18 protein-coding genes are annotated in these 22234 nt (G+C 74.6%); 7 read left to right on the plus strand and 11 right to left on the minus strand.

Annotation, left to right across the window (positions count from 1 at the left end):
- Nucleotides 1-52: 52 nt before the first annotated feature.
- The 4 genes from ACIQIB_RS24475 to ACIQIB_RS24490 form a co-directional block, all read right to left on the minus strand.
- Entirely contained in the window at nt 53-1627 is a 1575-nt protein-coding gene (locus tag ACIQIB_RS24475) for a class I tRNA ligase family protein (protein WP_363609254.1), read from the minus strand.
- Nucleotides 1620-1979 carry a cupin domain-containing protein gene (locus tag ACIQIB_RS24480; protein WP_363609252.1) on the minus strand — a complete coding sequence of 120 codons (360 nt, stop codon included), beginning with the start codon at nt 1977-1979 and terminating at the stop codon, nt 1620-1622. Before ACIQIB_RS24480 ends, ACIQIB_RS24475 begins: the two co-directional genes overlap by 8 nt.
- 655 nt (nt 1980-2634) lie before the next feature.
- Nucleotides 2635-3105, minus strand: coding sequence for a GNAT family N-acetyltransferase (locus ACIQIB_RS24485; protein WP_400658005.1), 471 nt, complete (start codon nt 3103-3105; stop codon nt 2635-2637).
- Between the two features lie 195 nt (nt 3106-3300).
- Nucleotides 3301-4569 carry an MFS transporter gene (locus ACIQIB_RS24490; protein ID WP_363609248.1) on the minus strand — a complete coding sequence of 423 codons (1269 nt, stop codon included), beginning with the start codon at nt 4567-4569 and terminating at the stop codon, nt 3301-3303.
- A gap of 71 nt (nt 4570-4640) precedes the next feature.
- On the opposite strand from ACIQIB_RS24490, the gene ACIQIB_RS24495 reads away from it, so the two are divergent.
- A complete protein-coding gene (locus ACIQIB_RS24495; RefSeq protein WP_400760603.1) occupies nt 4641-5618 on the plus strand; it encodes a helix-turn-helix domain-containing protein in 978 nt (325 codons plus the stop codon).
- A gap of 264 nt (nt 5619-5882) precedes the next feature.
- Nucleotides 5883-7277 (plus strand): amino acid permease, encoded by a 1395-nt coding sequence (locus tag ACIQIB_RS24500; RefSeq protein WP_400657999.1) that lies wholly within the window; start codon nt 5883-5885, stop codon nt 7275-7277.
- 40 nt (nt 7278-7317) lie between these two features.
- On the opposite strand, the gene soxR is transcribed toward ACIQIB_RS24500, so the two are convergent.
- Nucleotides 7318-7842, minus strand: a complete 525-nt coding sequence (gene soxR / locus ACIQIB_RS24505; protein ID WP_363609243.1) for a redox-sensitive transcriptional activator SoxR — start codon at nt 7840-7842, stop codon at nt 7318-7320.
- A 56-nt stretch (nt 7843-7898) separates the two neighbouring features.
- Here soxR and ACIQIB_RS24510 point away from each other — a divergent pair, with 56 nt between their 5' ends.
- Nucleotides 7899-8612, plus strand: coding sequence for a thiamine pyrophosphate-dependent enzyme (locus tag ACIQIB_RS24510; RefSeq protein ID WP_400657996.1), 714 nt, complete (start codon nt 7899-7901; stop codon nt 8610-8612).
- Between the two features lie 62 nt (nt 8613-8674).
- Nucleotides 8675-9568 (plus strand): transketolase family protein, encoded by an 894-nt coding sequence (locus ACIQIB_RS24515; protein WP_400760605.1) that lies wholly within the window; start codon nt 8675-8677, stop codon nt 9566-9568.
- A 44-nt stretch (nt 9569-9612) separates the two neighbouring features.
- Here ACIQIB_RS24515 and treZ read toward each other — a convergent pair whose 3' ends face one another.
- The 3 genes from treZ to glgX form a co-directional block, all read right to left on the minus strand.
- Entirely contained in the window at nt 9613-11343 is a 1731-nt protein-coding gene (gene treZ / locus ACIQIB_RS24520; protein ID WP_400760607.1) for a malto-oligosyltrehalose trehalohydrolase, read from the minus strand.
- Complete coding sequence (gene treY / locus ACIQIB_RS24525) at nt 11340-13862, minus strand: malto-oligosyltrehalose synthase (protein ID WP_400760609.1); 2523 nt, start codon at nt 13860-13862, stop codon at nt 11340-11342. Before treY ends, treZ begins: the two co-directional genes overlap by 4 nt.
- Before the next feature lie 69 nt (nt 13863-13931).
- Complete coding sequence (gene glgX / locus ACIQIB_RS24530; protein WP_363609233.1) at nt 13932-16049, minus strand: glycogen debranching protein GlgX; 2118 nt, start codon at nt 16047-16049, stop codon at nt 13932-13934.
- A 428-nt stretch (nt 16050-16477) separates the two neighbouring features.
- Between glgX and ACIQIB_RS24535 the strand changes: the two genes are divergently transcribed.
- The 3 genes from ACIQIB_RS24535 to ACIQIB_RS24545 all read left to right on the plus strand — a co-directional run bounded on the left by ACIQIB_RS24535 (nt 16478) and on the right by ACIQIB_RS24545 (nt 19114).
- A complete protein-coding gene (locus ACIQIB_RS24535; protein WP_363609231.1) occupies nt 16478-17755 on the plus strand; it encodes an SAV2148 family HEPN domain-containing protein in 1278 nt (425 codons plus the stop codon).
- A 69-nt stretch (nt 17756-17824) separates the two neighbouring features.
- Nucleotides 17825-18307 carry a GNAT family N-acetyltransferase gene (locus ACIQIB_RS24540; RefSeq protein ID WP_400657986.1) on the plus strand — a complete coding sequence of 161 codons (483 nt, stop codon included), beginning with the start codon at nt 17825-17827 and terminating at the stop codon, nt 18305-18307.
- 105 nt (nt 18308-18412) lie between these two features.
- Nucleotides 18413-19114, plus strand: a complete 702-nt coding sequence (locus tag ACIQIB_RS24545; protein WP_363609227.1) for an exonuclease domain-containing protein — start codon at nt 18413-18415, stop codon at nt 19112-19114.
- A gap of 10 nt (nt 19115-19124) precedes the next feature.
- Here ACIQIB_RS24545 and ACIQIB_RS24550 read toward each other — a convergent pair whose 3' ends face one another.
- The 3 genes from ACIQIB_RS24550 to ACIQIB_RS24560 form a co-directional block, all read right to left on the minus strand.
- Nucleotides 19125-19868, minus strand: coding sequence for a hypothetical protein (locus tag ACIQIB_RS24550; protein ID WP_363609225.1), 744 nt, complete (start codon nt 19866-19868; stop codon nt 19125-19127).
- Between the two features lie 218 nt (nt 19869-20086).
- Nucleotides 20087-21181 carry a polysaccharide deacetylase family protein gene (locus tag ACIQIB_RS24555; RefSeq protein ID WP_400760613.1) on the minus strand — a complete coding sequence of 365 codons (1095 nt, stop codon included), beginning with the start codon at nt 21179-21181 and terminating at the stop codon, nt 20087-20089.
- 114 nt (nt 21182-21295) lie between these two features.
- Nucleotides 21296-22189, minus strand: a complete 894-nt coding sequence (locus ACIQIB_RS24560) for a phosphotransferase enzyme family protein (RefSeq protein WP_400760616.1) — start codon at nt 22187-22189, stop codon at nt 21296-21298.
- Nucleotides 22190-22234 lie beyond the last annotated feature (45 nt).

The following is a 22234-nucleotide window of genomic DNA, read 5'->3' on the forward strand; positions in this document are numbered from 1 at the left end:
GGTGGACGGTTCTCACCGGCTCCGGCGGGTGGCTCTCACCGGGCCGGGTGGATCAGCCCGAGAGGCCCCGGAAGTGCCCGGCGGGCGGGGTGCGGACGTCCCGCAGCAGCGGGACGTCGCCGGGGGCGGCCTCGGCGCCGAACGCCAGGGCCACCTGCCGTGCGAGGTCCGGGGTGACGGGCCACGCGAGCGTGCGCAGGGTCCACAGGAAGAGCAGCGCGCCGGACACGTCGCCCGCGTCGTCGGTCCGGAGGTGCCCGCCGCGCAGGGCCAGCACCTCCAGGTGCAGCGCGAGCGCCTCGGCCGCCTTGCGGATGGAGAACGTCTCCAGGGCGTAGGCGGCCTCGAAGCGCCGCACGGACGCCTCGATGGCGGTCGTCCACCACAGGGAGGGCGGGGCGTCGACGGACCGGCCGGCCAGCTGCTCGCCGAACCTCGCCGTGATCGTGGCGAGCGGTGCGTCGAAGCGGGACTCCAGGGTGGCGGCGGCCACCTGCTCGGTGAACTCGGACTGCTGGAGCTCCGGGCTGGTGAGCGCGAGGACGAACCGCGCCCGGTCCCGGCCGGCCTTCTCCAGGAAGTCCCGCGCCCAGACCACGTCCCCCTTGCTGGTGGAGAACTTCCGGCCCTCCAGGAGGAAGTACTGGTTGGTGAGCGTGCGGGTCACCGGCAGTTCGACCGGCAGCCCGTGCCTGACCGCGAGGAGCTTGAGGGCCGGATAGACGAACGCGTTGTAGAACCCGTTGTCGATCCCGATGAACTGCACGAACTCGTCGCAGCCGGCCTGCCGTCCGGCCCGGACCCGCTGCGGCCAGTACAGGTGGCCGACGTAGATCTCCGGCCAGGCGTTGATGGCCTGCGGCTGCGCGCCCGGGCCGTCCCAGTCCACCGGGATGCCCCAGGTGCTCGGGTAGGTGACCGGGATGTAGGGCAGCCGGCCGGCGAGCGTCCGGGTGACGACGTTCTGCAGATCGGGCCTCAGCGGCACGTCGGAGGTCCGGTACCAGTTGCTGATCAGCGACCGGTAGCGCTCCAGGTCGAGGACCCAGATGGAGACCGGCTTCCTCGGCAGCGCCGTGGCCGTGTCGCCCGGCAGCAGCGAGCCGGGCAGGTTGTACAGGCCGCACGCCTCGCAGACGCCCGCCCTGGCGTGCGCCAGGCAGACCGGGCAGCGGCCCGTCACGAACGCCTCGGCCAGGTACTGCCCGGTTTCGGCGTCGTACGGCAGCTCGACCTCGCGCCGGTCGAACGCGCCGTGCCGCCACAGGTGGGTGAAGAAGTCCCGGACGAAGCGGTTGTAGTCCTCGTCGGGCCGTTCGAAGAGGTCGACGTCGACCCCGGCGAGGTCCAGCGACACCCGGACGCTGTCGAGCGCCTCCTGGATCAGCGCCTCGGGGGTCACTCCGAGCCGCTGCGCGGTCGTGACCACGTAGGTCTGGTTGTCGTCGGTGCTGCACGCGTACACCACGTCGTTGCCCAGGATCTTCTGCGACCGCGCGCACACGTCGCTGCCCAGCACGGGGCCCGCCAGGTGGCCCAGGTGCAGGTCGCCGTTGGGGGTCGGCGGCGAGAACGAGACGTTGACCTGGCGCGGGGCGCGTACGGCCGCGCTGTCCGGCTCAGGCATGCGCCGACTCCTCGGCCGGGGCCGGCTGGAGCCAGTAGATGCTGACGAAGGTCAGCGGGTCGCGGTCGCTGGTGTTGGTGACGATGTGCTGGTTGTCGTGCGGGATGTAGATGACGTCGCCCTCGGCGACCACCCGCTCCTCGTCACCGACCCGCACGACACCCTCGCCGCCGGTGAAGATGAACGTCTCGTCGGTGGCGTGGGCGTGCTGCTGGCTCGATTCCTGCGGCCGGATGGACACCAGGGAGCTGTTCCACGGCGGAACGACGACACCCTGCCAGGGGTAGATGCGCCGCAGGTCGCAGTTGTTCTCCCGGGTCTGGCCGTCCTTGACCGCACTGCGTACGTACATTCTGATTCCTTTCATGGTGGGACCGGCGGGGCGGGCTCCGCCGACGACAGGCCTCTGCTGCGTCGGCGGGCAGGCCGCAGGAAATCGCCGCAGGGTGCCAGGAATGGCGCCCGGGTGAATGCCGCCAAAATTCCAGGGAATTGCCTGGGTGGTGGCTGGATCGACCGCGCCGGATTGTTCGGCGGGATCGAGGAGAAGCTGGACATGGCTGTCACCCGTGTCCGGAGTATGGTCCTCCGGCCCGGGTGGGCTGCCGATCGGTGCGCTTGGCGGCTGGTCAGCCAGCGTCAACGGGCCTGACAGTTGGCCAATTTATATACCCCCTGGTGTCACAGCTCAGGAGCTGGTAAATGACATCTGGTGGCGCCGGATCGCTGTTGCCGTACCGGATGCACCGGTCCGCCGATGTTCTGCCCCGGGAGTGCCCGGGGACATAGACGATCCTCCATGAAAGATTGGTATGGGTCAACCCTGGATTTGCGCGGGCGGGCATTACGGGGTCTACCAGCGAAGATATCGGTGATCTTCCAAAATGTGTTTCGGAGGGGGGCATTCCGAATTCTGTGTACGCTCGAAAAGCGGCGACCGCGCCGGCTCCGGCCCTGGGCGGGCCGGGTCCGGCGCGGTCGGTCCGCGCGCGCGGCGGGGCGTGCCGCTACGCCTGGCCGGCCGGCGGCATGTCGTACGTCACCCACATGGTGCGCTTCGCCACCCGGTCGTACTTGGAGCGCGCCCGGTGGTTGTCGTCGGCCGTGATCCAGCGGACCACGCTCCAGCCGCGCTCGGCCGCGATCCGGCCCAGCCGGTCGAACAGCGCGTCCGCGGCGCCGCCGCCCCGGGCCGCGGGCGCGACGAACAGGTCGTCCAGGTAGCCGCCCACCGTCCCGGAGAGCGGCCGGGCGAAGGGCCGGTAGTGGGCCAGGCCGACCGGCGTGCCGTCCGCGTCGCGGGCCAGCAGGCCGTTCAGCTCGTGCGCCGGGTCGTGGAGCCACGACCAGACCGTCTTGAGCCGCTCCTCGGGCATGTCGACCCGGTAGAACTCGGCGTAGCCCAGGTAGAGCTCGCGCCAGGAGGCGAAGTCGGCCTCGGCGGGCGGGGTGACGGTCCAGGAGGCGGGGGTGGTCATCGGGTGGCTCCTTCGGTGGTCGGTGCGCGTCGGGGCGTGCTCTCGGACGCTACGGGGCGTCAGGCCGGGCGCGCGCTCACCGTCCCGTAGCCCGGGGCGAATTGACTGCTCCGCCGTGTCCGGTTGACAGCGCTGACGGGTCATCAGGAGGGAGTCGTGCGGTCGACGCGCGGTCGCGGGCCGGCCATCGTGCGGTCACGGGGCGGTCGGGGCGCCGGAGTCGGCCCGGCGGCCGCGCGTGGCCCCGGCCGCCGTCCACGCCAGCGTCAGGACGGCGAGCGCGGCCACGGCGAGCAGCAGCACGCTCGGCGACACCGAGTGCTGGAGCGCGGACAGCACGAACGGGACGGCGAAGCCCAGGTAGGAGAGCGCCTGGTAGACGGCGGTGAGCCGGGCCAGGTCCTCGGTACGGGCCAGGCGCTGCACCTCCAGCAGCCCGCACACCTGGCAGCAGCCGTAGCCCGCGCCGAGCACCAGGGTCGCCACGACGACGAGCGCCGGCTGCGTCGTCTGCGCGGCCGCCGAGGAGATCAGCAGACCGGCCACGACGATCGCCATCGCCATGACGAGCAGGCGGGGCCTGCGGGCGTCGTCCATCCTGCGGGCCAGCGGCTGGACCAGGATGCCGGCCAGCCCGGTCAGCATGGTGACCACGGCGCCGAACACCAGCGCGTTGCCGCCCATGCGCTCCCTGACCAGCGCGGGCAGATAGGCCAGCGCGATCGAGGCGGAGCCGAACACCCAGGGCGCCAGGGGCGCCACCACGGTACGGAACCGGCGTTCGCGCACCGCCGGCACCCGCAGCCGGCGCAACAGGCTGCCCCCCTGCTGCCCGGTCACCGTCTCCGGGGCGCCCAGGACCAGCGGGACGGCGACGGCCGTCAGGACGAGGTGCGGCAGATACGCCACCACGGTGGGGGACGGCGCCCACTGGGCCAGCAGCCCGGCGACCAGGGGGCCCGCGGCGAAGCCCGTGGTCATCGCCACGGTCGCCCGCCGGGGGCCGGGGTTGGCCTCGCGGGGGGAGCCGCCCAGCGAGAGTTCCTTGATCCAGGCGGTACCGGAACTGAAGGCCGCGCCGCTGGCGATGCCGGAGATCACCCGCCCGGCGAACAGCCAGCCGAGCCCCGTTCCGCCGGCGATCAGTGCCACGGTGGCGAGCAGGGAGGTGATCAGCGCCGGAAGCATCAGCCTGCGGCGGCCGTACCGGTCCGAGACCGGGCCGCCGAGCAGCAGGCCGGGGATCAGCCCGATGGCGTACATGCCGAAGGTGGCCTGGACCGTGGCGGCCGAGAGGCCCAGTTTGGCCTGATAGAGCAGGAGTAACGGCGCGAACTGATTGGCCCCCCAGCCCACCGCCGCCACGGCCACCCCGGCCCGCAGCCACGCCCGGTCGTCGCCGACGGCCGGGCGGTCGAGCGGACGCGCCGAGGTGTCGGCGGACGTCATCACGTGCTTGGTCATGTCCTCCATGCTGGCGACCGGTTCCGCCGAGCACGAGCGTCCGGAACGCCATCATGCGTACAGTTAAGGACATGGCTTCTGTTGCGCTGGCCGTCATCGACGGAATGCCGCTGTTCGAGCTCGCGGCTCCCTGCACGATCTTCGGCATCGACCGCCCCGACCTCGTCGACCCCTGGTACGAGTTCACCGTCTGCGCCCCGCCCGGCGTGCGGGTCGGGGGCTGGCTCCAGGCCGTCACGCCGCACGGGCTCGACGAGCTCGTCGCGGCGGACACGGTCATCGTCCCGGCCTGCTCCGACGTCACCGAGCCGCCGCCCGCCGACCTGGTCGAGGCCGTGCGCGCCGCGCACGAGGCCGGGGCCAGGGTCGCCTCCATCTGCACCGGGGCGTTCGTCCTGGCCGCCGCCGGCCTGCTCGACGGCCGCCGGGCCACCACCCACTGGATGCACACCGGGCTGCTGGCCGAGCGCTACCCCCGTGTCCAGGTCGACCCCGGGGTCCTCTACGTCGACGAGGGGAGCGTCCTGACCTCGGCCGGGAAGGCCGCCGGGATAGACCTGTGCCTGCACCTGGTCCGCACCGACCACGGCGGCGCCGTCGCCAACGCGCTGGCCCGCCGGCTCGTCGTGCCGCCGCACCGGTCGGGCGGCCAGGCCCAGTTCATCGCCGCGCCGGTGCCGGCCGACGACGGCCCCGCCCTCGCGGACCTGCTGGCCTGGGCGCTGGAGCATCTGGACCAGCCGCTGACCGTCACCGACCTCGCCCGCCGCGTCCACATGAGCACGCGCAACCTCGGCCGGCACTTCACCGCCGCCACCGGGACGACGCCGCTGCAGTGGCTGCTGACCCAGCGGATGCACCGCGCCCAGGAGCTGCTGGAGAGCACCGACGAGAGCGTCGACCAGGTGGCCGCCCGGGTCGGGATGGGCAGCGCGGCGACCCTGCGCCGCCACTTCAACCGCGTGGTCGGTGTCCCGCCGGACACCTACCGCCGCACCTTCCGCCCGGCCTCGGCTCCGGCTCCGGTCAGGCCGGCCGGACGGCGGTGACCGGACGGCGGTGATCGCACGCCGGTGATCGCACGCCGGTGATCGGGGGGCGTTTCGCCCGATTCCGCCCGGTTCCGGACGTGGCGGCCGCTGACGGGGTCGCAGGACGAGTGCCGGTGCGGAGCCGGTACGGCCGCCGTTTTTGCGGCGGTGTGCCGGGCGGACGGGAACAAATCGTTCCGTTTGGGTACGAAGTGCCGCCTGGGCGACCATGGCACCTGCTCCACAGAGCGCGAGCAGGACCACGAAAGGCGCACCACCCTGATGCAAGCCAGCCCGGCCGCCCTCCGGCGGACACCCGATTCGAGTGCGCCGGTCACGACCGGGGCGGGCGGGGGCGCGGTGCCCACCCCGTCCCCGCGCCGGGGCGGGCGCTTCGGCCTGGTGGCCGCCACCGCGCTGGTCATGGGGAACATCATCGGGGGCGGCATCTTCATGCTCCCCGCCGCCGTCGCGCCCTACGGGACGGTCAGCCTGGTCGCCCTGGGGGTGGTGACGGCGGGGGCCGTCGCGCTGGCGCTGGTCTTCGGGCGGCTCGCCCGGCGCGATCCGCGGACCGGTGGCCCGTACGTCTACGCCCGCGCCGCCTTCGGGGACTTCGCCGGGTTCCTCGCGGCGTGGTCGTACTGGATCACCACCGTGGTCAGCAACGCGGCGCTCGCCGTGGCCGCCGTCGGCTACCTCGACGTGCTGCTGCCCATCCAGCACTCCACCGGGCTGACGCTCGCCGCCGCGCTGGCCGTCCAGTGGCTGCCCGCGCTCGCCAACCTGGCGGGCACCCGCTACGTGGGTGTCGTCCAGGTGGTCTCCACCGTGCTGAAGCTCGTCCCGCTGGCGCTGGTCGCGATCGGTGGGCTGGGCTTCTTCGAGCCGGCCAACCTCGGCCCCTTCGACGCCTCCGGCAAGGGCGTGGTCGGCGGGGTGACGGCCGCTGCGGCGATCCTGCTCTTCAGCTACCTGGGCGTGGAGTCCGCCGCGATGAGCGCCGGCGAGGTCCGCGACCCGGAGCGCAACGTCGGCCGGGCCAGCGTGCTCGGGACACTGGGCGCGGCGGTGGTCTACCTGCTCGGGACGCTCGCGGTCTTCGGCACGGTCGCGCACGACCGGCTCGTCCACTCCACCGCGCCCTTCTCCGACGCCGTCGACGTCATGTTCGGCGGCTCGTGGGGCGGCACGGTCATCGCGGTCGCCGCGCTGGTGTCGATGGTCGGCGCGCTCAACGGCTGGACCCTGCTGTCGGCCCAGGCACCGTACGCGGCCGCGCGGGACGGGCTCTTCCCGGCCGCCTTCGCCACGAAGCGCCGCGGCGTCCCGGTCTTCGGCGTCCTGATCAGCGTCACCCTGGCCTCGCTGCTGACCGTCCTCAACTTCACCGCCGGATCCCGGGGTGCGTTCAACACCCTGGTGCTGATCACCACCTTCACCGCCGCCGTGCCGTACCTGCTGTCCGCCGCCGCGCAGTTGTACTGGCTGGTGGCCGGCGAGCGGGACCGGGTGACCCCCGGCCGGCTGGCCAGGGACGCGGCCCTCGGTCTCGGCGCCTTCGCCTTCTCCCTGTGGCTGGTCGCCGGCGCCGGCTACACGGCGGTCTACCAGGGCGTGCTCTTCCTCTTCGCCGGGATCCTGGTCTACGCCTGGATGGCGGCCCGCAAGGCCTGACGACGGCGCGGCCCGTGGGGGCCTCCGCGGGGGTGGGGGCTCAGGGCGCGTCCGGGGCGCCGCAGGAGTGGGCCTCGGCCGGGGCGGGTTCGGGGCCGGTGTCCGGGTCGCGGGTGAGGAGGTAGCGGGCGCCGGGGCCGGTGGCGGCGGCGCGGTCGGCGGCGTTGTAGAGGGTGCAGCGGGAGAGCGAGAGGCAGCCGCAGCCGATGCAGCCGGTGAGCTTGGCCTTGAGGCGCTGGAGTTCGGCGATCTGGTCGTCGATGCGGCTCTGCCAGGACCGGGCGACGCCGTCCCACTCGGCGGGGGTGGGCGCGCGGAGTTCGGGGAGCCGGTCGAGGGCGACCTTGGCCTCGTCGAGGGAGAGGCCGACGCGCTGGGCGGCCCGGACGAAGGCGACCCGGCGCAGCGTGGCGCGGGTGTAGCGGCGCTGGCCGCCGGTGGTGCGGGTGGCGTGGATCAGGCCGAGCTTCTCGTAGTAGCGCAGGGCGGAGGCGGCGAGGCCGCTGCGCTCGGCGAGCCGGCCGATGGTGAGCAGGTCGTGCCGGCTCGGTCCGGTGGCGGTCATGGCGCCCACTGTAACCGCTTGACTTCAAGCTGGCTTTAAGTTGCAGCATCGTGCGCATGAGCGCTGAAACGGCTGAAGCCGCCTTCGAAGACCTCCCGGGCCTGATGGCCCTGATGACCGGCGACGAGAAGCACGGCCCCGCCGCCACCTCCACCCTGGACGCCCTCTGGGTGCTCTACGACCGCGTGCTGCGGGTCACCCCCGCCACCGCCGAGGTGCAGGACCGTGACCGCTTCCTGCTCTCCAAGGGTCATGGCCCGATGGCCTACTACGCCGTGCTGGCCGCCAAGGGCTTCATCGAGCCGCGTCTGCTGTCCGGCTTCGGCGCCTACGACTCGCCGCTCGGCCACCACCCGGACCGCACGCTGATCCCGGGCGTCGAGATCGGCTCCGGCTCGCTCGGGCACGGGCTGCCGCTGGCCGTCGGCACCGCCCTCGGTCTGCGTGCCCAGGGGCTCACCGACCCGGCCGTCTGGGTGCTGGTCGGGGACGCCGAGTTCGACGAGGGCTCCAACCACGAGGCGGTGGCCTTCGCCGGCGCGTACGGGCTGGACCGGCTGCACACCGTGGTGATCGACAACTCCTCGGCCACGCACGGCTGGCAGGGCGGCATCGCGGCCCGGTTCGCCGCCGAGGGCTGGTCGGCCGAGACCGTGGACGGCCGCGACCACGAGGCGCTGTACGCGGCGTTCACCGCCGGGCACCCGGGACGGCCGCGGGTCGTGGTGGCCCGCGTCGAGCCCAAGGAGGACGGCTCCACGCGGGGGTAGCGGCCCCGCCCACCCCTGAACGCCCAGCCCGGCCCGACCCGCCCAGTGAGAGGGAACCTCCCGTGGACACCATGCGCGAACGCTTCTTCGACGTCACCACCCGCCTGCTCGACGACGACCCCCGGCTGGCCGTCGTGCTCGCCGACATCAGCGCCGCCGGCTTCGCCACGGCCGCCGGGCGCCACCCCGACCGGGTGATCAACGTGGGCATCCGCGAGCAGCTGCTGATCGGCGCCGCCGGCGGCCTGGCGCTCGCCGGGATGCGGCCGATCGCCCACACCTTCGCCGGCTTCCTGGTCGAACGCCCCTTTGAGCAGGTCAAGTTGGACCTCGTGCACCAGGGCGTCGGCGCGGTGCTGGTGAGCGCCGCCGGCTCGTACGACTGGCCGGCCGGTGGCCGCACCCACATGTCGCCCGGCGACGTCGCCCTGCTGGACACCCTGCCGGACTGGACCGTCCATGTGCCCGGACACCCCGACGAGGCCGAGCGGTTGCTGCGCCACGCCGTCGCCGACGGCGACCGCAATGTGTACGTCCGGCTCTCCGCGCACCAGAACGCGGCGGCGGTCCCGGTCGAGGCGGGCCGCTTCAGCACCGTCCGCCGGGGCTCGGCGGGCGTGGTGGTCGCGGTCGGGCCGATGCTGGACGCCGCGCTGGCGGCCACCGAGGGCCTGGACGTCACGGTGCTGTACGCGGTGACGGTGCGGCCGTTCGACGCGGCCGGGCTGCGCGCGGCCGCCGCCGGGCGGGCGGACGTGGTGCTGGTCGAGCCCTACCTGGCCGGGACCTCCGCCAACGAGGCGCACGCCGCGCTGAACGACCGGCCGCACCGGGTGCTGGGCCTCGGGGTGCCGCGCGAGGAGCACCGGCACTACGGCTCGATCCCCGAGCACCTGGCCGCCTACGGCCTGGACGCCGCCTCCCTGCGGGAGCGGATCGGCACCTTCCTCTGGTGAGCCGGTTTCCCCGGTGAGCCGGTTCCTTCGGTCGGCCGGACGGCTCAGGTCCGGACGACCGCGACCGACCCGGCGGCCAGCCGTGCCACCGTGCCGTCGAGCCCGCACCCGCCGAACGACGCCACCGTCTCCCGCCCGGCGGCGCCCAGCGGCACCTCGGCGGCCCCGGGGCCCAGGTTGACCGCCACCCGGTACGGCCCCCGGTGCACCACCAGCCAGCGGGCGGCCTCGTCGTACTCCACCCGGACGCCGGCGAGGTCCGGGTCGGACAGCTCCGGCCGGGCGCGCCGCAGCCGGATCAGCGTGCGGTACCAGGCGAGCAGCCCGGCGTGCGGGGCGCGCCGGGGTTCGGTCCAGTCGAGGACGGAGCGCAGTACGGTGGCCGGCTCCTGCGGGTCCGGCACCTCCCCGGCCTGCCAGCCGTGCTCGGTGAACTCCCGCCGCCGGCCCTGCCGGACGGCCTCCGCGAGGTCCGGGTCGGTGTGGTCGGTGAAGTACTGCCAGGGGGTGGTCGCGCCCCACTCCTCGCCCATGAACAGCATCGGGGTGAACGGCGAGGTGAGCACCAGCGCGGCCCCGGCGGCGAGCGGTCCGGGGCCGAGGCCGGCCGAGATCCGGTCGCCGAGCGCCCGGTTGCCGACCTGGTCGTGGGTCTGCAGGTAGCCGAGCAGCCGGTGTCCGCCGGCCGGCGGGAACGGGCGGCCGTGGCCGCGGCCGCGGAACGAGGACCGGCCGCCGTCGTGGAAGAAGCCGCGGGTGAGCGTTTTGGCGACGGCGGCCAGCGGCGCGCGCGCGAAGTCGCCGTAGTAGCCCTGGGATTCACCGGTGAGCGCGCTGTGCAGGGCGTGGTGGAAGTCGTCGCTCCACTGGGCGGTGAGGCCCTGGCCGCCGGCCTCGCGCGGGGCCGTGGTGCGGGGGGAGTTGAGGTCGGACTCGGCGACGAGGAACAGCGGGCGGTTGGTGGCGACGGCCAACCGGTCGACCGCGCCGGAGAGTTGTTCCAGGAAGTGGACGGCGCGGTCGTCGGCGAGGGCGTGCACCGCGTCCAGCCGCAGGCCGTCGATCCGGTAGTCGCGCAGCCAGGCCAGCGCGCTGCCGATCAGATAGTCGCGCACCTCGTCCGAGCCGGGGGCGTCCAGGTTGACCGCCGAGCCCCACGGGGTGTGGTGCCGGTCGGTGAAGTACGGGCCGAAGCGGGGAAGGTGGTTGCCGGACGGGCCGAGGTGGTTGTGCACCACGTCCAGGACGACGCCGAGGCCCTTGCGGTGGGCGGCGTCCACGAAGCGCTTCAGCCCCTCCGGGCCGCCGTAGGGCTCGTGCACGGCCCAGGGCGAGACCCCGTCGTAGCCCCAGCCGTGCCGGCCGGGGAACGGGCAGACCGGCATCAGTTCGACGAAGTCGACGCCCAACTCGACCAGGTGGTCCAGGCGTTCGGCGGCGGCCTGGAAGGTGCCGGCGGCGGTGAAGGTACCGATGTGCAGCTCGTACAGGACGGCGCCGGGCAGCGGACGGCCGCGCCAGCCGGTCCGCGACCAGCTGAACGCGGCGTGGTCCACCGGGCGGCTGGGCCCGTCCGGCCCGTACGGCTGCCGGGGCGAGCGCGGGTCGGGCAGCGGCGGGCCGCCGTCCAGGCGGAACGCGTAGTCCCCGGTGGGTGCCCCGCCGTGCCACCAGCCGGGCCGGGCGCCGTCCCGGGCCAGCGCGTGCCGCTCGCCGCCGACCTCCACCTCGACCCGTTCGGCGGCCGCCGGGGCCCACACCTCGTACGTCCTCACCCGCGGCCCCTCCGGGTCAGCAGCGCCACCGGGCAGGCGGCCAGCAGCTCGGCCACCGGCACCGCGCCCCCTGGGTAAGCCCGCCCGGTCAGCTCGTCCGTCCACACCGCGTCCGCCCCCGGTCCGCCGCTCCCGGTCCGGCCCGGCGGCAGCTCCAGCGCCGTGTCCCGCCAGCCGCCCGCCCGTTCGAGGCCGTACGGCAGCCGGGTGACCGCCGTGACCACGTCGTCCCCGCGCGCGAAGGCGAGCAGATGGCCGGCGGCGCGGCCGGTGGCGGTCAGCGGCCGGTAGGCGCCGAGCGGCCGCTCGCGCCGCAGGTGGAGCGCGGCCGCGGTGAGGTGCAGTTTCTCCCGCGCGAGGTCCCCGGTCCTGGCCGTGGCGGAGTCGGTGAGCCGGACGGCGAGCGCGCCGAGGTCCACCACGCCCCGGTTGTCCGGGTCCACCAGCGTGTACAGCGGCTCCTCGCCGCCCTGGTAGAGGTCCGGCACCCCGGGCACGGTCAGGTGCAGCAGCGCGGCGGAGAGGGTGTTGGCCCGGGCGTACGGCGCGAGCGTGTGCCCGTACCCCTCGATCCGGGGGAGCAGCCCGGGGTTGCCGTAGACGGCGCGGGCGCGGTCGGCGAGGGCCCGCTCGAAGCGGGCGTCGGGGGCCGTCCAGGAGGTGCGCAGCTTGGCCTCGCGGGCGGCCTTGAGCAGGGCGGTGACCAGCCGGTCCGGGTCGATCGGCCAGGCGGCGACCAGGGTCTGCCAGAGCGTCCAGTCGCTGTCCGGGTCACCGCCGGGGCCCGCGGCCGCGGACCAGGCGGCGGCCTCGGCGGCCCAGCGGTCCGGCTGCTCGGCGAGGACGGCGAGCCGGGCCCGGGCGTCGGCGCTGCGTTTGGTGTCGTGGGTGGAGAGCGCCGTCATGGTGTGCGGCCAGTGCGCCTCGATGTACCGGCACCAGTCGTGGAAGGCGCCGGGCGGGAGCCCGGGCCTGGCCGGTTCGCCGCCGACCTCGTTGAGGCTCAGCAGGGCGTTCCACCGGTAGAAGGCGGTGTCCTCGACGCCCTTGGCGGCGACGGCGGCGGCGGTCTGCCCGAAGCGGGCGCAGAACTCCTCCTTGGCCGGCCCGCCGCCGAGCCGCCCCAGCGCCAGGTCCGCGACCAGGGCGTCCGTGGCGTCCCCGGCCCCGTCCGCCGCCCCGGCCCCGTCCAGCGCGGCCCGCAACTGCCTGGCGGAGGCCTCCGGCACCGGCTCGCCGGGCCGCGCGTACGGGCGGTACGCGGGGTAGCCGGTGAGCACCCGCCGGAGCGCGGCCCGCAGCCGCCAGGGCGCGTGGTCGGCGTACGCGGGCTCGTCGGCGCCGATCCGGAGCGCGATCCGGACCAGCCGCTCGAGCTCGGCCGCCAGCTCGCCGTTCGGGCCGGTCATGTCGGACCGGCCGCGCCGGGCGGCGGCGACGGCCGGGTGCGGGTCGGCGCACGGCTCGCCGCCGCCGGGCACACCGCTGACGAAGGCCTCGTACGCCCCCGCCAGCCGGCAGGCGCCCGCGTGGTCGGTGAGCACGCCGTCGATCCGGCGCAGCGCGTCGTACCCGGTGGTGCCGGCGCACGGCCAGTCCGCGGGGAGCCGTTCGTCGCCGGTGAGGATCTTCTCGACCACGGTGTACGCCCCGCCGGTGGCCTCGGCGAAGCGGTTCAGATAGCCGCGCGGGTCGGCGAGGCCGTCCGGGTGGTCGATCCGGAAGCCGTCCAGGACGCCGTCGGCGTGCAGCCGCAGCAGCAGGCCGTGCGTCGCCTCGAACACCTCGGGCACCTCGACCCGGACGGCGATCAGCTCGTTGACGGTGAAGAACCGCCGGTAGTTCAGCTCGGTGCGGGCGAGGCGCCACCAGGCGAGCCGGTACCACTGCCGGGCGAGCAGCTGGTCGAGCGGGAGGCCGGCGGTGCCGGGCCGGAGCGGGAAGGCGTGGTCGTGGTAGCGCAGCACCTCGCCGTCGACGGTGAACTCGTCGAGGACGGTGCCGAGCCGGCCGCCGAGCAGCGGCAGCAGGACCCGGCCGCGGCCGGGGTCGTCGGCCGGCCCCGGCTGGGCCGCCCAGTCGATGTCGAACCAGCGGGCGTACGGCGAGTCGGGGCCGTCCCGCAGGACGTGCCAGAGCGGCTGGTTGAGCCGTTCGGGGACGGGGACGGCCATGTGGTTGGGCACCACGTCGGCGATCAGCCGCAGGCCGTGCCGGTGGGCCTCGGCGGCCAGCGCGCGCAGGGCGGCCTCGCCGCCGAGCTGCTCGCTGATCCGGCCGTGGTCGACGGTGTCGTAGCCGTGGGTGGAGCCGGGGGCGGCCGTCAGCAGGGGGGAGAGGTGCAGGTGCGAGACGCCGAGGGCGGCGAGGTAGGGGACGGCGGCGGTGGCGTCCCGGAGGGTGAAGCCGGGCTGGAGCTGGAGCCGGTAGCTGGCGGTGGGGGCGGCGGGCCCCGGGGCGGCCGCGGTGGACGGTACGGCGGCCGGGCGTGGCTGCGCGGGCTCGGCGGCGTAGGTCATGTGTCCATGACTACCCGGGCGAGCCCGCCGTCAAGACCCGTTGCTGATCCGAACAGGTGAACCACCTGCTCAGGCGGGCCGTTGCAGCACCATCAGCGAGCGGTCGGTGAGCCAGAGCACGTCCCCGGCCTTGACCCGGGCACCGGCGCCGGGGGCGGGCAGCCGGGGCTGGGCGGTGTCGACCACGACCTGCCACTCCTGCCCGTGGTCGGCCGGGACGGTGAACTCCAGCGGCTCGAAATGGGCGTTGAACATCAGCAGGAAGGAGTCGTCCACGATCCGCCCGCCGCGCCGGTCCGGCTCGGAGATGGCGTAGCCGTTGAGGAAGACGGTGAGCGACTTGGCGTAGTTGGCGCCCCAGTTGCGCTTGGTCATCTCCTCCCCGCTGGGGGTGAACCAGGCGATGTCGGTGAGGTCGTCGTGCGTTCCGGAGACCGGGCGGCCGTGGAAGAAGCGGCGGCGGCGGAAGACGGGGTGGTCGCGGCGGAGCCAGATCATGCCCTGGGTGAACTCCAGCAGCCGGGCCTCCGGGCCGTCGCCCTGCGGCCAGTGCATCCAGGACAGCTCGTTGTCCTGGCAGTAGGCGTTGTTGTTGCCCTGCTGGGTGCGGCCGAGTTCGTCGCCGTGCGAGAGCATCGGCACGCCCTGGGAGAGCATCAGGGTGGCGATCAGGTTCCGCTGCTGGCGGGCGCGCAGCTCCTCGACGGCGGGGTCGGTGCAGGGGCCCTCGGCGCCGCAGTTCCAGGAGCGGTTGAAGGATTCGCCGTCCCGGTTGTCCTCGCCGTTGGCCTCGTTGTGCTTCTCGTTGTAGGAGACCAGGTCGCGCAGGGTGAAGCCGTCGTGGCAGGTGACGAAGTTGATGGAGGCGATCGGGCGGCGGCCGTCGTCCTGGTAGAGGTCGGAGGAGCCGGTGAGCCGGGAGCCGAACTCGGCGAGCGTGGCGTTCTCGCCGCGCCACAGGTCGCGGACGGTGTCCCGGTACATGCCGTTCCACTCCGTCCACAGCGGGGGGAAGTTGCCGACCTGGTAGCCGCCCTCGCCGAGGTCCCAGGGCTCGGCGATCAGCTTGGCCTGGGAGACCACCGGGTCCTGCTGGACCAGGTCGAAGAAGGAGGAGAGCCGGTCCACCTCGTGGAACTGCCGGGCCAGGGTGGCGGCGAGGTCGAAGCGGAAGCCGTCCACGTGCATCTCGGTGACCCAGTAGCGCAGCGAGTCCATGATCAGCTGGAGCACGTGCGGGCTGCGCATCAGCAGGCTGTTGCCGGTGCCGGTGGTGTCCTCGTAGAACCGCTGGTCCCGGGCGAGCCGGTAGTAGGAGACGTTGTCCAGGCCGCGCAGCGAGAGGGTGGGGCCGAGGTGGTTGCCCTCGGCGGTGTGGTTGTAGACGACGTCCAGGATCACCTCGATGCCGGCCGCGTGCAGGGCCTTCACCATCGACTTGAACTCCTGCACCTGCTGGCCGCGGTCCCCGGTGGAGGAGTAGGAGGAGTGCGGGGCGAAGAAGCCGATGGTGTTGTACCCCCAGTAGTTGGCCAGGCCCAGGTCGCGCAGCCGGTGGTCGCGGACGAACTGGTGCACCGGCATCAGCTCGATCGCGGTGACGCCGAGCTTGGCCAGGTGCTCGATCACGGCCGGGTGGGCCAGGCCCGCGTACGTCCCCCGGATCTCCTCGGGGATGCCCGGGTGGAGCTTGGTCAGCCCCTTCACATGGGCCTCGTAGACCACCGTGCGGTGGTAGTCGGTGCGCGGCGGGCGGTCGGTGCCCCAGTCGAAGTACGGGTTGATCACCACGGAGTGCATGGTGTGCGGGGCGGAGTCCAGGTCGTTGCGGCGCTCCGGCGCGCCGAAGTGGTAGCCGTAGACGGCCTCGTCCCAGCCGATGTGCCCGCTCATGGCCTTGGCGTACGGGTCCAGCAGCAGCTTGGCGCTGTTGTGCCGCTGGCCGAGGCCCGGGTTGTGCGGGCCGTGGACGCGGAATCCGTAGCGCTGGCCGGGCTGGACGCCCGGGAGGTAGGCGTGCCGGACGAAGGCGTCGGTCTCCCGCAGCTCCACGGCCGTCTCCGAGCCGTTCGCGTCGAGCAGGCAGAGCTCGATCCGGTCGGCGCTCTCCGAGAACACCGCGAAGTTGGTGCCGGCCCCGTCGAAGGTGGCACCGAGGGGGTAGGGCGCCCCTGGCCAGACCTGCATGAGTCCTCAACTCCCCTGTAGTCAACGGAAACTGACGTGCAGTCCGATCGTGCTCCGGGCTCGGTTGCTCTCTTCCCGGCCGGGCGGCCGGGCATGTGCGGCGGTCGCGTGCCGCGCTGGACGGCACAGTCCGCATACTCCCCGACGCTTCGCCCGGCGGCGGGACCATTTGCCCTGTGTTCGCCCGAACGGGTGTCCGGCGGGTGATCGGCGGGTGCCCCCGGGGCCGCCGGGGCGCGGCCGGGCGCGGCTGGGCGTGGCGGGGCGGGCCCGTCGGTCAACCGGCTGCGGGCCGCTCGCGGCGGGCAGTACTCTTGATCGTCCGGCCGCTTCGTGTCCGTGGCGATCCATCAGAAGAAACGATCAGCAGAGCCTTCCGGCAGAACCGGCGGAAGCGGGGCTCCAGCAGGAACCAGGTGAGGTGGCGCATGGTGTTCCCCGCCGGCGGCCGTGGCGGTGGGCCCGGTGGCCCCGACCGTGGCAGCACCCGCAGCGAGGCGCCGACCGTCGTCATGCGCCCCACCCTGACCGGCCGCGCCGTCGTCCCGGCCCAGGGCGGCCCGGTCGAGATCCCCGCCCTGGCCTGGTCCGGCGCCGAGTGGGAGGACGCCTACCAGCGGGTCCGGCTCGCCGGGCGCGCGTACGTCTGGCTCAACCTGGTCGAACAGCGGCTGCGCTCGCTCGTCGACGAGGTGCTCCACCCCATCTACGCCCCCGCCCACGGCGAGGACTGGGTGACGGCCGCGGCCGGACCGGCCGGCGAGGAGTGGGCCCACCGGGCCGGCGCGGTCCGCGAGGTCAGCCGCCGCAAGGGCTATCTGCTCGACCCGGCCGACGACGACCCGCTGGTCTTCCTCACCCTGCCCCAGCTGCGCGAACTGATGGTCCAGCACTGGCCCTGCTTCGAGCCGTACCTCGCCGACCGGCGGGAGATCGAGCTGGCCCTGGACGAACTGGAGGTCGCCCGGCACGTGGTCTCCCGCAACCGCGTCCTCACCCAGACCGTCCTCGCCCAGACCGAACGCGCCGCCGCCCGGCTGCTCGCGGTGCTCGACGGCGGCGCCGGCGGCGTCCCGGCCGACGTGGTCGAGTCCCTGGTGGCCGGCCGCTACGCGGACGTGGTCGCGGTGCACGCCGACCGGGTCCGGCTCCAGCGCGACCTGCCGGTGGAGGACCTGCTGGACGGCGCCCGGCGGCTGGACGCGCTCGGCATCGGCCTCGGCATGCTCTGCCAGAACTACACCGGCAAGCGGCTGGTGCGCCTGGCCACCGACGGCTGCCGGGTCCGGCTGCTCTTCCTCAACCCGGCCAGCAGCGCGGTCCGCCGCCGCGAGCGCGAGCTGGGCCTCGGCCGCGGCGAGCTGGCCCGCTCGATCGAGATGAACATCATGCACGTCCGCCGGGTCCGGGCCCGGCTGCGCGACCAGGGCGGCTTCGAGATCCGGGTCTTCGACGAGACCCCGCGGTTCACCGCCTACCTGGTCGAGGGTCCGCGCCCGGCCGGCCAGAGCGGCGGCGGCCGCCGCCAGACCCGCGACCTCGGCGTCGTCCAGCCCTACCTGCGGCGGGCCCGGGGCATGGAGTCGCCCGCCCTGGTGCTGCGCGGCGGCGCCGGCCAGCAGCCGGGCGGCACCGAGGCCGGGCTGCTGGAGGTCTACCGCGAGGAGTTCGAGGGCGTCTGGGCGGACTCCCGGCCGGTGTCCTGACACCCGTTCGCCGGGGCGGCCGGACGGCTGGGGTGCTACGGCCATGAGGCGGGCTGGGAGACTACGGCCATGAACAGCCCCGCCGACGCCCCCGCCTGGACCCTGCGCACCGCCGAGGCCGCCGACGTCGAACCCGTCGCCGAACTCCGCGCCGTGGTGATGCGCCCCGACCTCGAACGGCTCGGCCGCTACGACGAGGACCGGGTCCGCCGGCGCCTGCGGGACTCCTTCTCCACCCGCTACACCTCGATCGTCCTGGTGGACGGCGAGTTCGCGGGCTGCGTCACCGTCCGCCCCGCCGAGCAGGGCGGCCGGCTGCTGGAGCACTTCTACCTCGCCCCGCACCACCAGGGCCGCGGCCTCGGCTCCGCCGTCCTGCGCACCGTCCTGGCCGCCGCCGACGCCGCGGGCGAGCCCGTCCGGCTCGACGTGCTCCGGGGCAGCGCCGCCCGCCGCCTCTACGAACGCCACGGCTTCGCCCTGGAGTCCGAGGACCCGGTCGACGTCCGCCTGGTCCGCCCGGCCGGGTCGCGCGAGGCGGCCGCCGCGTAGCAGGGGGCCGCTGGGCCGGGCCCGCCCGCCCCAGCGGCGGCATTGTCGGTGGGGCGGGCGATGATAGGGGCTGCTTCGACCAACCGGACGGAAGGACACACCCCTATGAGCTGGTGGCAGCAGCCACTGGTCGGCTTCGACCTGGAGACCACGGGTACGGACCCGGCCGCGTCCCGCATCGTCACGGCCGCCCTCGTGGACACCGTCGGAGCCCGCCGGCTGAGCGCCACCGGCTGGCTGCTCGACCCCGGTGTCCCGATCCCCGCCGAGGCCGAGGCGATCCACGGCATCGGCGACGACCTGGCCCGGAGCAAGGGCCGCCCGGCCAAGGAAGCGGTGGACGAGATAGCCGCGGCGCTGTGCGAACGGCTCGCCGCCGGCCGCCCGGTGGTCGCCTTCAACGCGCCCTTCGACCTCTCGCTGCTCGACGCCGAACTGCGTCGCCACGGCCTGGCGCCGCTCGCCGAGCGGCTCGGCGGCCCGGTCGCGCCGGTGCTGGACGCGCTGGTCATCGACCGGGCCGTGGACAAGTACCGCAAGGGCTCCCGCACCCTCCAGCGGGTCTGCGAGGTGTACGGCGTGGAGCTGACCGACGCGCACGAGGCCGGCAGCGACGCGCTGGCCGCCGTCCGGGTCGCCGTCGCCCTCGCCGAGCGCTACCCCGGCCAGGTCGGCGACGTCCCGCTGGCCGAGCTGCACGACCTCCAGATCGGCTGGCACCACGACTGGGCGGAGGGCCTCCAGGCCTGGCTGCGCCGCGCCAAGGACCCGCAGGCCGTCATCGACCCCCGCTGGCCGCTGCGCTGAGCCCCTCGGCTCAGCTGTACGCGATCTTCTCCACCTCGTACAGCTGGGCGGCGCCGATCCGGTCCTCGCCCAGGGAGAGCAGCCAGGGCAGCAACTCGGCCGTGGCGTCCAGCTCGTCGTAGAAGCCGAGCCGGAGCCCGGAGAGCTGCCCGTAGGACAGCCAGCCGGCCATGGCGTCGGAGAGGTGGCGCTCCGCCGCCTCGGTGCGGGTCGCGGCCCAGATGCCGAGCCACGGTGCCAGGGAGCCGGTACTGACGGCGATCGTCTCCAGCACGCCGGTGACGGGGGCGACGCCGGGGTGCCGGTGCAGGGTCGCCCGCCACCAGGCCGACCAGACCGCGTCCAGCGCCTCCCGCTCGGGGCCCGGCCAGTCGCGCCAGCCGGCTTCGAGCAGCCGGGAGGCGATCAGGCCGTGGTCGACGTGCAGCCGGCCGGTGGCCAGCGCCCGGACGATTCGGGGCGTCATTTTTCGGTACAGGCCCGGACCGTCGTCCCAGTGGCCGATCGATTTGGCGGAGACGGACGGGATCAGCTCCTCGGGCACCAGCCGGGCGGGCCCGGCGAGCGCCGCGAGCCCGGCGTCGGGGTAGCAGTAGGCGCAGCCGCCCACGTCGAACGGCTGGTCGGAGAACGGTGCGAAGGCGGCGTCCAGCGCGTCGAGCGCGGTGCGGAGCCGCTGGTCGGGGTCGGTCACGATCACCTGCGGGGGGACCTCGTCCGGCGTGCCGGAGAAGAGATCGACGCTATCACGCACGCTCAGCCGGGTCGCGCCCGAGGGCCCGGGTCTTGGCGAGGGCGAACTCGGCGGCGTCCAGGGCGCCTTCGCGGTGCAGGGCGGACAGCCGCTCCAGCTCGTCGACCAGCCGCGGGTCGCCATCGCGGTCGGGGGCGGCGTCGGCGGGGCCGGGCGTGGGGAAGGTGACCCGGGCGGTGCCCGGGTGCAGCGGGTCCAGGTGTCGGAGATAGGGGAGTTCAGCTCGCCGGGAAGTCGAAGCGGTAGCCCTGGGCGATCAGCCAGGGAATCAACTGCCGCAGCGCGGCCACGGTTTGGCTGCGGTCGCCGCCGCCGTCGTGCAGCAGGATCACGCCGCCGGGCTTCAGCTGGCTCCGCACGGTGGAGACGATCGAGGCGACGCCAGGGCGGGACCAGTCGCGCGGGTCCACGGACCAGCCGAGCGGCCGCATGCCCAGGTCGGCGGAGATGCGCTCGTTGTCGGCGTTGAACCCGCCGCCGGGGGCGCGGAACCAGCCGACCCCGGTGCCCGGCCCGCCGGCCCGGACGATCATGTCCTTGGCGGCGGAGATCTCGTACACGGCCTTGTCGTGCGGGAGCGCGGCGAACGGCTGCGGGTGGTGCACGGTGTGGTCGCAGAGCCGGTGGCCGGCCGCCAGGACACGCCTGACCATCGCGGGGTCGGCCGCGGCCTGCCGGCCGATCTGACAGAACGTCGCCTTGACGCCGTACTGCGCGAGCAGGTCCAGGACCTGGCCGGTGGCGGGGCCCGGGCCGTCGTCGAAGGTGAGCGCCACGGTCCGTCCGCCGGAGGCGGTGGAGCGGACGACCGCGGCGGATCCACCGCTCGCGGGCGGAGCGGGCTGCGCGGGCGGGGTCTGGGCCCCGGTGGCCGGCGGGGCGGCCGGCGTCGGCGTCGTCGGGGGCTGCGAGGGCGTCCGGACCGGCGGCTTCGACGCGGTCGGCGGTGTGGCGGCGCCCGTCACGGGCCTGGGCGCGGACGGCTTCGGGGTGCCGGCCGGCCGGCCGGGCGGGGTGGGGGCGGAGTCCGGGGAGACCGGCACGCCGTCCGAGCCCGGCGCCGGGACGACGGACGGACCGCCGGGCGGCCCACCGGACGGTGCGCCGGGCACCGACGGCGCGCCGGTGCCCGGCTGCGGCTGGAGCGCCCCGTTGGCCGTGCCGCAGGCCGCCAGGGCCAGCGAGGTGGCCACCGCGAGGCAGCCCGTGATCAGCGGGCGACGGCGCCGGACCGACGGACACGACGGACGCGGCGGCCTCGGTGGGACGGAGGGGCTCGACGACGGTCGTGGCGGGGTGGCGTGCTCAGGCATGGCGGCGGCTCCTGAGATGGTGAGGCGGCGCGATCCCTCGGTCAGGGCAGGGCGCTCTCCGGTGGGACGCCGGTGCCAGGCCTCCCGGTTGCGTCCCCGTCCGTCCCCGTCCGGTCAGAACGGGTACCAGCGCACGTCCGTCGCCCCCTCGCGCAGCGAGTCCACCCGGCGGCGGAACTCGGCGAGCGCGGCCGGATTGCCCGGCGCCTGCTGCGCCACCCAGGAGGCGCTGGCCGTCTCGCGGGCCCCGCGCAGCACCGCGAAGCCGGGCCACTCGCGGACGTCCCAGCCGTACCCCTCGGTGAACGCCCGGTAGTCCTCACCCGGTACGCCGTACCGGTCGTGGCTGAGCGCGAGCACCACCAGGTCGTGCTCGCGCAGGTCGTGCGAGACGTTCTCCAGGTCGAGCAGGACCGGGCCGTCCGGGCCGACGTGGACGTTGCGCGGCAGTGCGTCGCCGTGGATCAGCCCCGGCGTCAGATGCGGGGTCAGGTCCGGCAGGGCGGCGGTGAAGGCGTCCCGGCGGTGGCGCAGGAAGGCGACGTCGACGGGGTCGACGTGTCCCTCGGCCGAGGCCAGCCAGCGTTCGACCGGGGCCAGCAGGTCGCGCCGGGCCAGCGGGAAGGGCGGCAGCGGCAGCCGGTGCAGGGCGCGCAGCAGCGGGGCGAGGTCGGCGGGGCGGGCGGGCCGCTCGGGGGGCGCGAGCCGGTGCCAGAAGGTGACGGGGTGCCCGTGGGCGAGCTGCGGCTCGGGCTCGACGGCGTCGTACGGGCGGACCACCGGGATGCCCTGCCCGGCCAGCCAGTCGGCGACGGCCAGCTCGTGGTGGGCCCGGTCGTAGAGCTCGGGGCCGCGGCCGACCTTGGCGACCACGGCCGGGTCGCCGAGGTCGAAGACGGCGTTCTCGCCGAGCGCCAGCAGCCGGGCGTTGCCCGGGCCGGGCAGGCCGGCGGACTCGCAGGCGTGGGCGAGCAGCAGCCGGGCGCGGCCCTCGTCGAAGGGGATCATGGACGCGGCTCCGTTCCTCGGGGTGGCCGAGCGGCTCGGCCGGGG

Source organism: Kitasatospora sp. NPDC092286, from assembly GCF_044755565.1.
Taxonomy (GTDB): Bacteria; Actinomycetota; Actinomycetes; order Streptomycetales; family Streptomycetaceae; genus Kitasatospora.

Excerpts from the sequence above, each read along its gene's own strand:
- treY (WP_400760609.1), bottom strand. The coding sequence starts at position 13,862 with ATGACCTACGCCGCCGAGCCCGCGCAGCCACGCCCGGCCGCCGTACCG.
- ACIQIB_RS24545 (WP_363609227.1), top strand. The coding sequence starts at position 18,413 with ATGAGCTGGTGGCAGCAGCCACTGGTCGGCTTCGACCTGGAGACCACG.
- ACIQIB_RS24535 (WP_363609231.1), top strand. The coding sequence starts at position 16,478 with ATGGTGTTCCCCGCCGGCGGCCGTGGCGGTGGGCCCGGTGGCCCCGAC.
- ACIQIB_RS24480 (WP_363609252.1), bottom strand. The coding sequence starts at position 1,979 with ATGTACGTACGCAGTGCGGTCAAGGACGGCCAGACCCGGGAGAACAAC.
- glgX (WP_363609233.1), bottom strand. The coding sequence starts at position 16,049 with ATGCAGGTCTGGCCAGGGGCGCCCTACCCCCTCGGTGCCACCTTCGAC.
- ACIQIB_RS24500 (WP_400657999.1), top strand. The coding sequence starts at position 5,883 with ATGCAAGCCAGCCCGGCCGCCCTCCGGCGGACACCCGATTCGAGTGCG.
- ACIQIB_RS24495 (WP_400760603.1), top strand. The coding sequence starts at position 4,641 with ATGGCTTCTGTTGCGCTGGCCGTCATCGACGGAATGCCGCTGTTCGAG.
- ACIQIB_RS24560 (WP_400760616.1), bottom strand. The coding sequence starts at position 22,189 with ATGATCCCCTTCGACGAGGGCCGCGCCCGGCTGCTGCTCGCCCACGCC.
- ACIQIB_RS24510 (WP_400657996.1), top strand. The coding sequence starts at position 7,899 with ATGAGCGCTGAAACGGCTGAAGCCGCCTTCGAAGACCTCCCGGGCCTG.
- ACIQIB_RS24475 (WP_363609254.1), bottom strand. The coding sequence starts at position 1,627 with ATGCCTGAGCCGGACAGCGCGGCCGTACGCGCCCCGCGCCAGGTCAAC.
- ACIQIB_RS24540 (WP_400657986.1), top strand. The coding sequence starts at position 17,825 with ATGAACAGCCCCGCCGACGCCCCCGCCTGGACCCTGCGCACCGCCGAG.
- ACIQIB_RS24485 (WP_400658005.1), bottom strand. The coding sequence starts at position 3,105 with ATGACCACCCCCGCCTCCTGGACCGTCACCCCGCCCGCCGAGGCCGAC.
- soxR (WP_363609243.1), bottom strand. The coding sequence starts at position 7,842 with ATGACCGCCACCGGACCGAGCCGGCACGACCTGCTCACCATCGGCCGG.
- ACIQIB_RS24555 (WP_400760613.1), bottom strand. The coding sequence starts at position 21,181 with ATGCCTGAGCACGCCACCCCGCCACGACCGTCGTCGAGCCCCTCCGTC.
- ACIQIB_RS24490 (WP_363609248.1), bottom strand. The coding sequence starts at position 4,569 with ATGACCAAGCACGTGATGACGTCCGCCGACACCTCGGCGCGTCCGCTC.